Here is a 12,045-nt window from a genome sequence, read left to right as displayed (position 1 = left end):
GCACGGTTCCTCACCGCCTGGGCATAAGTTGCCCCTTCGCAAATTAATTCGTAATTCGTAATTTTTAATTTTTAATTTAAAAATACTTCCCTGTGCTCTCTGTGGTTGTTTAAATCCCCAAGGAAGGTTTTTGGTTGCGGCTTTGCTGCCTTAGATAAATTCTTCGATGATCTCTTTACGCGGGGATGGGATAATCACTTTTTCCACTAACAACCCTTTATTTTCAATGACCGCTGCTCCGGCGGCCACGGCGGCTTCCACATCGCCCACCTCGCCGGTTAGACTGACGTACCCTTTACCGCCAATGGCCATGGCCAGATGCACATTGATCAACTGGATTTCGGCGGCTTTGACCGCAGCGTCGGCCGCTTCAATCACTGAGGCTACAGAAAAGCCTTCGATCACGCCCAGAGCTTTAATCTCCGGCAAATGGGACACGCCGCTAATGGCTGGAAACACATCGGGATGAACATTGGGGATGATGAAATAATCGACTACCGTGTGGGCCCCGATTTTTACGCCGGTTTCGATGCTGGCATTAACGGCGTCCACGTCGCCGCTGATCAGAACCATGTACTTACCCGGACAAATGGTGCGGTTCACGACAATTTGCACGTCAGCTCTTTTTAACACGGCATCTGCCACTTCGTAGCCTTTGGCAATGGATGAAGTTTCGACAATTCCAATGGCTGCGCCCTTCATGCTCAAGCTCCTCTTTCGATGATAATCTTCTGCGCTTCAATGGCCGTTACCTGACCGTCCATGCTGGCATGGACTGGACTGCCCAATTGATCGGATTCGACGTCGGCGATCTTCTGGCCTTTGCTAACGGTGTCGCCCACGGAAATCAAAGGTCTGGCCGGCGCCCCAATATGCGAATCGAGCGGTAGAACCACCTTTTGTGGCCGAACTTCCAGCGCTTTAAATTTTGCCGGACGATCGTACTCGGTTAACCCGAGACGGCGGTAAACCGTGGGGATGGGCACCTCGCGTCCTTCGCGCGCCGGATGCACATCGCGAAACAGATATTCCAGCTCATCTTCTGTGCGCGAAAGACCTTTTTCCCGCAGAAGCTGTTTGGCGTCCACGCAAATATTTTTGGGGTCCAGACTTTCCGGACAGGCAATTAAGGTACAAACGTTACATTCGCAACAATATTGGGCCCACAGGCTGGCGCGTTCTTTGGCTTCGCCGGTCAGCAAAAGAGTGCGCATCACTTTGTGTGGTTCGATGGGGTAGCCCATAATGTAGCGCGGGCACATCTCGGTACAAAGCGAGCATTGATCGCATTGCCCATGCCCGATGCGTGTGTACGATTCGCGCGGTGTGGTTTTCCTTTTTACCAGATAGTGATCCTGCGGAAGAACGATTAAACCGCCCAGCGTTTTACTGACCGGTTTTTGCAGATCAAATTCAACGCCGCCCATCATCACGCCTCCGGTTAAAACGGCAGGGTTTTCAACGGTAACTCCGCCCGCCAGTTCCAGGCAATCAGCAATGGAAATGCCCACCGGAACGCGTAAAGAAATGGCCTGTTGAACCGCTCCCGTAATGCTGATGAACTTATCGACCACCGGTTGGTCGTCGTCAACTGCGTGGGCAATATTGACAATGGTTTCCACATTATCCACCACAGCGCCCACCTGTAAGGGAATGCCGCCCGGTGGAATGCGTCGTCCGGTAATTTCGTAAACCAGAATGTATTCGTCGCCAGCAGGATAGACATCTTTGTAGATGAAGAAATCAAAACCGTGTTGCCGGGCCATTTCGGCGTAAATTTGTGCAATGTCGCGGTTCTTTTCTTTTAAGGCAATGGTTACTTTTTGGGCGCCTGTAATCTGCTGCATGATTTGCAATCCGCGGAATAGCGCTTTGCCTTCCTGCAGCATGGTTTCCCGATCTTTGTAAAGCAGGGGTTCGCATTCTGCTCCATTGGCAATGACGTGTTCCACACTGGCATCCAGCTTTTTGTAAGTAGGAAATCCGGCGCCTCCGGCACCAATAATACCAGCTTCGCGAATTTTTTCTAAGAGTTGTACGCGATCCATATTTAATCCTGTGTTTTGCGAAATGACGCTATGGCCAGCGGCGTCAAAAATAACGGTTGGGAAGGAAGAATCCAATTGAAATCCGGCAGTACCTGTTTAAAAACGTCGAGGATACCAGGGAAACAAAAAGTGCCGCCGGAAAGGTAAACATCCTTCACCCCAAATGGCCTTAAATGATTGCCGACGATTTCCGCCATCTTTTGAAATACCGGTTCTACCACGGCCATCAAACCGTTGGTTTGGGCCGCGCGTTTCATCTGTTCGGCTTCTTCAAACGAAATACGCCGGTTACCGGCGATGGTCAATGTTACATGGTGACCGCCGGTGGGCTCGTCGGCCGTGTAAATAATCTTGCTCTTCCGGGCAACGGACAGGCCGGTGGTACCTCCTCCGATATCCACCACAGCACCCTCGGCAATGCGCAGCAGATGAAGCACGCTGGAAGGTTCATCAATCAGCGCTTCGACTTTCAACCCGGCATTTTCCACTACATTGCGGGAAGTGCGGGGATCGGTTCCCGGAGGGAAGGAAGTGATAGCCTGCGTAATTTTAACGCCCAGTTTTTGTTCAGCCTGCTGCACCAGGCGTTTCACAATATCCACCGCGCCGATGTAATCGACCACAACGCCATCGCGCACGACCTCGGCCCATTCCATAAAGGCGGCCAGCGGTTCGTCCTGATCATCGGTAACTACCAGAACGATGTTGGCCGTGCCTAAATCGATGCCCACATGCCAGGAGCCGTCAATAGTTGTCCTCTGGGGATCGTTGACCAGTTTTTGCAATTTATTCAGGCGTTCATTAATATGTTGCAAAGAATATTTGCTCCGCGTTAAACAATTCTAAAATGATCGACAACCACACAACGACGCAGACGCACAAAACTGCGCGCCGAAGTAACGCCTTCGCCGGTTGGCGTGGTAATAGTCATGGATGTCCAGCCTTCACCGCCGAAACCCAACCCGGCCAGGCAGGGGCCATTCTTGACAAAAATACTGGTATTGATCTCATTGGCCATGCGATGCATGTTGTCAATATTGCGGGAGTGCATGGCCGCAGTATGCCGCAGGCCGCGTTCCAGTTCAATGGCCAGATCAATGGCTTTGTCCGCATCGGCAGCGCGAATGAGCGGAATGACCGGCATCATCAGTTCAAGCCTGGCAAATGGATGATCCTTATCGGTTTCCACAAACAGCAGGCGCGTCGCTTTGGGAACATCAAGACCAATTTCTTTGGCGAAGAAGTAGGCGTCTTTGCCCACCCATTTACGGTTAATGCGCGCTTTAGGCCCCGGGTAATCTTCCAGGATGATGTGGGCCAGTTCTTCGCTCTGTTGGGGCGTTAATTCCACGGCATTGTGTTTTTTCATCTCTTCCTTAAGGTGATCGGCAATGGCATCCACGGCAATAATTTCCTTTTCATCGGCGCAGACGATGTTGTTGTCAAACGAAGCGCCCCAGACGATGTCGCGGGCAGCCTTGGGAATATCGGCTGTTTCATCGACCACCACAGGCGGGTTTCCCGCGCCGGCTGCCATCAGCCGTTTGTCCGTTACCTTTTTAGCTGCTCTTACCACCGATTCTCCGCCGGTAACCACCAGCAAATCGATCCCGGGAAAGATAAACAGTTTTTGTGCCGTTTCGATAGAAGGCTGGGCCACAGTGGTCAACAAGGTGGGCGGCCCGCCGGCCGACTCAATGGCCTGGTTAAGGATTTCGATGGCTCTTTGCGAAACCATTTTAGCCGCCGGATGGGGAGCAAAAACCACCGCGTTTCCGGCAGCCACCATGCTAATGGAATTATTGATTACCGTGGCGCCCGGATTGGTGGAAGGGGTCACCGAGGCGATGACGCCCCAGGCTGCGTTTTCAATGAGCGTTAATCCATGATCACCGGAAAGGGCCTGAGGTTGTAAATCTTCAATGCCGGGTGTGAGTTCGGCCTGGGAAATATTTTTGGCCACTTTGTCTTCCACGCGGCCCATGCCCGTCTCTTTCACAGCCAGCTCGGCCAGCTCGCGGGCATGTTGTTTGCCGGCTTCCCGCATGGCCTGGATGATCTTAGCGCGCAACTCCAGTTTGCGAATTTTCTTCTGAGCCTGTTGCGCCGCTTCCACGGCATCTTCCAGGCGCTCAAAGATGCCCTGCGGATATCGCCCCTTACCGGACATGGATTCGCTTTGCTCCAGGCGCGTTAAAACCGTCTCAACAATTTGAGCGATTTGTTTATCGTCTAAATGCATGATTTTCCTCTTTCAGGAAGATTATCTTATTTTTTGGCTGCTTCTGGTAATTTAATGGGGAACACTTCCTCCAAGTCGCCATGGGGCCGTGGGATGACGTGCACTGCTACCAGTTCGCCTACGCGTTCGGCTGCTGCGGCACCGGCATCGGTCGCTGCCTTACAGGCTGCCACATCGCCGCGCACCAGCGCCGTTACGTAACCGCCACCGATCTGTTGCCAGGCCACCAGCTTGACGCGGGCCGCTTTAACCATGGCATCCGAAGCTTCAATCAAAGCAACCAGACCTTTGGTTTCGATCATGCCTAATGCTTCCATCAAACGCTCCTTCCTGTTTATTTAATATCGCCTGTTAACTTGATGGGGAAAACATCTTCCAGATCGCCATGAGGCCGCGGAATGACGTGAACCGCTACCAGCTCGCCCACGCGTTCGGCTGCCGCTGCACCGGCGTCGGTCGCCGCTTTACAGGCTGCCACATCGCCGCGCACCAGCGCCGTCACGTAACCGCCACCGATCTGTTGCCAGGCCACCAGCTTGACGCGCGCAGCCTTTACCATGGCGTCTGAAGCTTCAATTAATCCTACCAGACCCTTGGTCTCGATCATGCCTAATGCTTCCATAAATTTCTCCTGATTGTAGAGTTTAACGTTCATTGTTTTCTAATCATGGAGTGCTGCTCATGTCATCAAAAACGGCAACTCCTTAATTGTATTTTTTTAGCAAGCAGTGATTCCTACCGCATTCATGATTCGTAATTTTTAAATTCCTGCCTATCTCTTAAGTTTACACATTTAACAGATTAGACGCAACGATAATCTGATTAAACAGGCCTTCAGAACACACATCATCCCGAATCAGTTGAACCGGCACTTTCAGGCCCTGAATGACCGGTCCCAGGGTGCGAAAGGGCGTCAGCGCTTCAATGATCTTCAGGGCAATGTTGGCTGCATTGAGCGAAGGAAAGACGTAAACATTGGCCTGACCATTTAATACGTTTCCAGGCGTTTTTTTACGCCCGATGCCGGGCACAAAGGCTGCGTCAAACTGCAATTCTCCTTCCACCTTCAGGGCCGGGGCTTTTTTACGAACCAGTGGCAGGGCCTGGCGCACGTTGTGTACCATGGGATGGTCGGCGCTGCCTTTGGTAGAAAAGGACAATAAGGCCACGCGGGCCGTCTGCCCGCTTAACACCTCAAAATGCCTGGCTGTAGCCGCTGCCATATCGGCCAGTTGTTCGGCTGTTGGTCTCGGGTAGAACCAGGCATCAGTCAGAGCAAACATCTGTGCCGGACGCTCCTGCCAGAACAGGGTGAATGAAGAGAGCAGGCTTTGTTCATCACCCAGCCAGCGACTGATTTCCGGCAAATATTGGTTAAAATCGGCTTCTTTTAAAAAGATCATCTGCGCATCGCCGTGCAGAGCCATTTGCAGGGCAAACAGAGTGGAGTCCTGTAATTTTTCCCGAATTTGCGGTATTTTCTGTTCGGCCGCAAACTGCTTTTTGAAGTCGCGGCAATATTGGTCAAATTGCGGGAAGTGCAGCGCTTTGCGAAGCGCTACGCCATTCAATCGGATTTTGTATTGGGAAGCGAAATCGCGAATGGTAAATTGATTGCCCAGGATTACGGGTCTGGCCAGCCCGGTATCGGCCAGTCGGCGCGCCACCCGTAAAATCCGTTCATCTTCTCCGCGGGTAAAAACCACCGTCGGCTTCTTTTTCCAGCTGCTGTCCATCCACTGTTCAAAGCGCATCCTGGGTCCTCAGGAATTTTTCTGTAAATACGAGCTTAATACTTCTACCACCACAGATTTGATTTTCTGATAATTCCGCCTGGATGGCGGCAACTGGCTCATGACCTGCTCCATGACCCGTCGGATCAAAGTCTCATCGATGGGCTGGCCTTCGAGCGTGGCCATAGAAAATTCCAGCAACTCCACGCCATGCTGTTGGGCCAGGGTGCGCGCCTCCGGAGTGACGATGGTCTCCTTAAGCGGAGCGTAAAGTTGTTTTTTGCCAGCCGCTACGGCCTGTTTAATGGTATTGGCTGTAATCACGCGTTTCATATTTTAATCCGTTCCTTAAGGTTAATATTTAAACAAATCGCGCTCAGGCCATGTGCTTCAACCGTTTCAGAATTTCATCAGCCAATGCGCGGTATTCTTTTGCTCCACGCGCCGAAGAGGCGTAACTCAAAATCGGTTTCCGGGCGTTGTAGGCTTCCGTTAATTTAGTGTTTACACCAATCACCGTATTGAACACCTGATCGGCAAAGCGCTCTTTTAAGAGGTGAATAACCTCTTTAGCGGCTCGCGTCCGGCGATCAAATTGGGTGCCGAAATAGCCTAAAATTTTTAATTCAGGATTTAAATGGCGTTGCACCTTACGCACCGTTTTCAGAGTCAGCTCCAGACCCGTTAGAGCTAAAAATTGCGTTTGCACAGGAATTAAAACAAAATTGGAAATGGCCAGCGCATTGTAGGCCAGGTTGCCTAAATTGGGCGGGCAGTCCAGCAAAACCAGCTCGTATTGGTTCGGGAAATCTTGCGGCTGAATGAAAAAATCGATTTCCTGCTCCTGGACCATCTCTTCGTAAAATTCGCTTAAGGCCGGCTCAGACGGGATGCAGTCCAGGCCTTGAAAGTTGGTGGGATAAATAAAATCCGGTAAATTTTTCCGGCCGGAGAGGAGAAAATCACACAATGTCTGGCGTTCGTCTTCGGCCGGCTCCATTCCTAAATGCATGGAAGCGCTGGCCGCCGGATCGAGGTCAACCAACAGAGTGGCTTTGCCTTTTTCGGCAAAAGCGGCCGCTAAATTAACGGCGCTGGTTGTTTTGCCCACTCCGCCTTTATTGTTGATGATGGCCAGAATTTGCATGCCTGACTCACTTTACATTGAAATATTTTTGGTGAATTTTCTCGACTTTGTCCTGATCCATCAGTTTTTTAAGCAGCAGCCGTACGTCTTTGGCTGACTGGCCAATCATAGCGCTCAGTTCGTTCAGGGTTGCCCCCTCAGGATGGCTTGTCAAATACTGCAAGATGATTTGTTCGGGAGCTAACGACGGACGCTTTTTAGTCCGCGATTTAGCTCTTTGGGATTTGACAGGAGGTCTTTTAAGGGATTCCTTTTTTCGCGCAGCGCCTTTACCAGCCGCTCCGGGTCTGGAATCCGGCGCATCCGTTACTGAAATCTTTTGCTTTGGACTCTCCAGCTGCTCCTCTGTGTCCGGGTAGGGATGGGCAATAATGTGGTAAGAAACCAATTCGCCCACACGTTCAGCGGCGCGCGCTCCGGCATCAACGGCGGCCTGGCAGGCGCCAAGATCTCCCTTTACCACAACCGTCACGTAAGCGGCGCCAATCTTTCGAAAAGGGACCAGTTCCACCCTGGCTGCTTTCACCATGGCGTCCGCGGCCAGAATAGCGGCCACAAATCCTTTTGTCTCTACAAAACCATACGATGCTTCCATAGTTGCTAATTAAATAAAATAACAGCAAACAATCAAGCAAGAGATGAAAATTTTTGCCTAAAAGGGGTACGATTGTTTTAGAGGGTGAAGGAAATTGTAAAAGATTCCCTGTTTTAGCTCTCACTCACTTAATCCTACTCTCCTGCAAAGCGGGAGAAGGATAAAATTTTCACGCCGGTGTAAAGGATTCTTCCGCCCGATGAATCGTGACTCAGAAAGACACTCAGCACCATTTAACTATTCAGCCATTCAAATAATTAACTATTACACTCTTAACTCTTACACACATACACTTTTCCACGCTTGTGTCTGCCAAGGGAGGTCTCGAGCTGAAGCTCGAGTTACAAATTCAGAATGACATGTCGGCACAGGCCTTCACTGCCTGGGCTCAACTTGCCCCTTCGCAAAAAATAATTCGTAATTCGTAATTTTAAATTTTAATTTTTAAATCGCCTCTTCAGGAATTTTTTTTGTAGCCAATCGTTAGATTTTGTATTAGATTAACCGCAAACCAATAAAGAGATGTTTTAATGGATGTCATTCGCCTGTTTCGTCAGTTGTGGCCCTATTTGATGCGCTACAAATTTAAACTGATTCTGGGAGTTGTTTTCATTCTTATTGGTAATTTAATCGCCATCATTAATCCTCAAATTGTACGTCAGACCATCGATTATCTGAACCAACCCATTGAGATGAATCAACTGCTGAAATACGCCGGGTTAATCGTTTTGGTCACTCTTGTGCAGGGCGTATTCCGCTTTTTGATGCGCCGGACCGTCATCGTTGTTTCCCGGTTGATTGAGTTTGACATGCGCAATGAGTTGTTTGCCAGATTACAAACCCTCTCCCAATCGTTCTTTCAGCGTACGCTAACCGGCGACATCATGGCGCGCATGACCAGTGATCTGAATGCCATTCGCTCTGTGCTGGGCCCGGGCATTATGTACACCATCAACACCGCCAGCACCATGGTTTTTGTTTTTGTGATGATGATTAACATCAGCACATTATTAACCATTGTGGCCCTTTTGCCCATTCCCCTGCTGGTGTTTCTGGTCAGTTATTTCAGCAGACAGATCAACAAACGCTACGCCGCTGTGCAAGCGCAGTTTGCCGAAATCAGCACCAAAGTCCAGGAAAATTTATCCGGTATTCGCGTCATCAAATCCTATGTAAAAGAGCGGGCCGAATGGCGGGATTTTAACCGCATCAGTCAAAAATACGTGGATAAAAGTCTTTATTACGTTAAAATTCATGCTGCTTTTCGCCCAATGATGATGTTGCTGGTTGGAATGAGCATTGTGCTGACCTTATTAATTGGCGGAAAGCTGATCATCAATCGCGTCATTACCCTGGGGCAGTTTGTGGCTTTTAATCTCTATCTGGGAATGCTGGTCTGGCCATCCATTGCGCTGGGCTGGGTGCTGGGCCTGTTTTACCAGGGCGTGGCATCCATGAAGCGTCTGGAGTTAATCTTTCAGGCCCGGCCAGAAATTACCGATCCTCCGGAAGTTCGTCCCGTGACCAGACTTACAGGAAGTATTGAGTTTAAGCAGCTCTCTTTTCGATATCCGGGAAGCGAGACTCTGGTGCTAAAAGAGATCGATTTTAAAATTGAGGCCGGCATGGTGGTTGCCCTCATCGGGCGCACCGGTTCGGGCAAATCCACCTTAATAAAGCTCATCGCCCGTCTTTACGAAGCTCCTGAAAATAGCCTGTGGATCGATCAAATGCCCATCAGGCAAATTCCGCTGCGCGTGTTGCACGAGCATTTGGGGTACGTGCCGCAGGAGACGTTTCTGTTTTCCGATTCCATTCGTAACAACATTGCCTTTGCCAGGCCAGACGCCTCTCAGGCTGAAGTGCGGTGGGCGGCCGAAATGGCTCAAATTCATCAGACCATTCAGGAGTTTCCGGATGGCTACCAGACCATTTTAGGAGAGCGGGGCATCAATCTCTCCGGCGGACAAAAGCAACGCCTTACTCTGGCCCGCGCCATTTTAAAAAGACCTAAAATCCTTTTATTGGATGATGCCCTTTCTGCCGTGGACAATGTGACCGAAGAACAGATTTTGCAGAATTTAAAGAAGGTGATGACCAACAAAACCTGCTTTTGGGTCTCGCACCGTATCTCTTCCATCCGCCATGCGGATTTAATCATGGTGCTCGACCAGGGCCGTATTGCCGAGCATGGAACGCATGACTCCTTACTGGCGGCCGGGGGTATTTATGCCGATCTTTATGAAAAACAGAAATTAGAAGAATTTGTTACACAGGTGGAGTGATCATGAAAGCCGTCCAAGTTCTGTTGCTCCTTTTAGGGCTGACCTCTGTTCTGTTCGCTCAATACGAACCGGAGACCAAACACAGCCTGCACGGCCAGCCGCTGGCCTGGCCAGACGACTCCAATCGGGAAAAATTCGACGTTCGCTATTACCGGAACGAAATAAAGATCGATCTTGCTAAACATCAGGTGCGGGCCAGGACAACGGTGCGCCTGAACAGCTTACAAAACGATTTAAAAACCGTTACTCTGGATTTTGATTCGCCCATGAGCATCGATTCGGTAGGCGGGGCGGCCTCTTCATTTACCAGAGAGAACGGCAGATTGACGTTAAAGCTGAAGCAGACCTTTCAAAAAGGACAGGATTTAACGATCTGGCTGGCCTATGCCGGTAATCCGCAGGAACAGGGCAGCATTGCTTTTGTTTTTGACCGCATGCCCGATGGTTCTCCTTACTTGTGGACGCTTAGCGAACCGTTTGGCGCCCGTCAATGGTGGCCCTGTAAAGATACGCCCGCCGATAAAGCGGATTCCGTGGACATGTTTATCACCGTTCCGGCAGGCAATCTGGCCGCTTCCAATGGACTGCTGGTCAACGTCCTTCAGGATTCTACCGGCTGGCAAACCTTTCACTGGCATGAAGGCTACCCCATCGCTACCTACCTGGTCTCTATTGTGGCCGGGCCCTATTTTCATTTTACAGATTATTACCATTACACGCCGTCCGATTCTCTGCTGCTGGATTATTACGTTTTCCCGGAAGAACAAAATGTAGCGCCGACGATTTTTTCTGAAATGCCGGACTATCTTGCCGCTCTTTCTCACTACTTAGGGCCTTATCCCTTTTTGCAGGAAAAATATGGCCAGGCTCAGTTTGGCTGGCGGGGAGGCATGGAACATCAGACTCTGACCAGCGTTGGGCGCGTGACCTCCGGCTGGCGATTCCTCTATGTGCATGAATTGGGCCACCAGTGGTTTGGAGATCAAGTAACCTGCGCCTCCTGGCACGACATCTGGCTGAATGAAGGTTTTGCCAGTTATTGCGAAGCCCTGTACGCCGAATGGGCCGGCTTTGGCGATTTTCCGCCTGGCCTGCAGGCCTATCATGCCTACATGAACACCCAGCTCTTCTGGGACGACGGTACCATCTTTATTCAGGATACGACCGACTTCGGCAAGATTTTTGGTCGGATCGTGTACGATAAAGGGTCGTGGGTGTTGCACATGTTGCGCAAAGTAATCGGGGAGGCGCAGCTGTTTGAGGCCTTTAAACAATATTTGAATGATCAGCGTTGGACGTATGGCTCGGTGCGCACCGAAAATTTCAAGGAGATTTGCGAACGCGTGTCCGGCCAAAATTTAGACGCCTTTTTTGATCAATGGCTTAACTATCCCTTTTATCCCATGTACGAGTACGAGTGGCAGACGTTCACAAATCCCTTAAAAGAGCATGTGCTCAACCTGACCATCCGTCAAACTCAGCAACAAACCCTGTATGTTATGCCCATCGAATTGCTGGTGTTGTTCATCGATGAAACAGACACCTTGATTACGGTGCAAAATGATCGCTTTACACAGGACTATTCCTTTACCTTTGACAGAGAGCCCATTCATCTGGTCTTTGATCCGGACAACTGGCTGCTGGATGAAAGCAAGGAGGTGAGCACCAATCCATTAATCGAGTCCGTTGGCTTTCGGCGGATCTTTCCCAATCCGGCTGCCTCGTCGGTGAATATTGAATTGGTTTACTGGCAAAAGGAGGCGCAGCCGATTGCAGTGTACAACTTGCTGGGCCAGAAAGTACGTACCTTGTTACCCTATCATCAAATTTTTAATTTGCATCAATATTTTTGGGATTTGAAAAATGAGCAGGGACAGCCCGTGGCCACAGGCCTTTACTTTTTACGGGCGCCGGGCATTGTGGGCAGTAAGGTGCGTAAAATTCTGATCGTAAAATAACCTATTGTAACTCAGGCTTTAACCTGAGCCCCCTTAG

General features: G+C 50.2%; 11 protein-coding genes and 1 pseudogene. 2 read left to right on the top strand and 10 right to left on the bottom strand.

Going from position 1 to position 12,045, the window contains the following annotated elements:
- Positions 1–150: 150 nt before the first annotated feature.
- The 10 genes and pseudogenes from ACWB0I_RS13170 to ACWB0I_RS13125 all read right to left on the bottom strand — a co-directional run.
- Positions 151–702: a BMC domain-containing protein gene (locus ACWB0I_RS13170; protein ID WP_479388531.1), complete on the bottom strand. Its 552-nt coding sequence runs from the start codon at positions 700–702 to the stop codon at positions 151–153.
- A 2-nt stretch (positions 703–704) separates the two neighbouring features.
- The gene (locus ACWB0I_RS13165; RefSeq protein ID WP_479388530.1) at positions 705–2,048 is read right to left on the bottom strand and encodes a 4Fe-4S dicluster domain-containing protein; all 1,344 of its coding nucleotides are present in this window, start codon (positions 2,046–2,048) and stop codon (positions 705–707) included.
- A 2-nt stretch (positions 2,049–2,050) separates the two neighbouring features.
- On the bottom strand, positions 2,051–2,863 hold the full coding sequence (eutJ, locus tag ACWB0I_RS13160; RefSeq protein WP_479388529.1) for an ethanolamine utilization protein EutJ: 813 nt from the start codon (positions 2,861–2,863) through the stop codon (positions 2,051–2,053).
- Positions 2,864–2,880: 17 nt separating this feature from the next.
- Positions 2,881–4,290: an aldehyde dehydrogenase family protein gene (locus ACWB0I_RS13155; RefSeq protein ID WP_479388528.1), complete on the bottom strand. Its 1,410-nt coding sequence runs from the start codon at positions 4,288–4,290 to the stop codon at positions 2,881–2,883.
- A gap of 26 nt (positions 4,291–4,316) precedes the next feature.
- A complete protein-coding gene (gene eutM / locus ACWB0I_RS13150; protein ID WP_479388533.1) occupies positions 4,317–4,607 on the bottom strand; it encodes an ethanolamine utilization microcompartment protein EutM in 291 nt (96 codons plus the stop codon).
- 17 nt (positions 4,608–4,624) lie between these two features.
- A complete protein-coding gene (gene eutM, locus ACWB0I_RS13145; protein WP_479388527.1) occupies positions 4,625–4,912 on the bottom strand; it encodes an ethanolamine utilization microcompartment protein EutM in 288 nt (95 codons plus the stop codon).
- Positions 4,913–5,075: 163 nt separating this feature from the next.
- The gene (locus ACWB0I_RS13140; protein WP_479388526.1) at positions 5,076–6,044 is read right to left on the bottom strand and encodes a phosphate acyltransferase; all 969 of its coding nucleotides are present in this window, start codon (positions 6,042–6,044) and stop codon (positions 5,076–5,078) included.
- Positions 6,045–6,053: 9 nt separating this feature from the next.
- Positions 6,054–6,356, bottom strand: a complete 303-nt coding sequence (locus ACWB0I_RS13135) for a cupin domain-containing protein (protein WP_479388525.1) — start codon at positions 6,354–6,356, stop codon at positions 6,054–6,056.
- 43 nt (positions 6,357–6,399) lie between these two features.
- On the bottom strand, positions 6,400–7,170 hold the full coding sequence (locus ACWB0I_RS13130; protein WP_479388524.1) for a ParA family protein: 771 nt from the start codon (positions 7,168–7,170) through the stop codon (positions 6,400–6,402).
- Between the two features lie 334 nt (positions 7,171–7,504).
- Positions 7,505–7,765, bottom strand: a pseudogene (locus ACWB0I_RS13125) (BMC domain-containing protein); the annotation flags it as partial.
- Positions 7,766–8,295: 530 nt separating this feature from the next.
- Here ACWB0I_RS13125 and ACWB0I_RS13120 point away from each other — a divergent pair.
- Positions 8,296–10,050 (top strand): ABC transporter ATP-binding protein, encoded by a 1,755-nt coding sequence (locus ACWB0I_RS13120; protein WP_479388523.1) that lies wholly within the window; start codon positions 8,296–8,298, stop codon positions 10,048–10,050.
- A gap of 2 nt (positions 10,051–10,052) precedes the next feature.
- Positions 10,053–12,008: a M1 family aminopeptidase gene (locus tag ACWB0I_RS13115; RefSeq protein ID WP_479388522.1), complete on the top strand. Its 1,956-nt coding sequence runs from the start codon at positions 10,053–10,055 to the stop codon at positions 12,006–12,008.
- The last annotated feature ends 37 nt before the right edge of the window (positions 12,009–12,045 follow it).

This window comes from Caldithrix sp. (assembly GCF_056497305.1).
The sequence above is the reverse complement of the archived record's forward strand: the minus strand, read 5'-3'. Positions and strand labels throughout refer to the sequence as shown.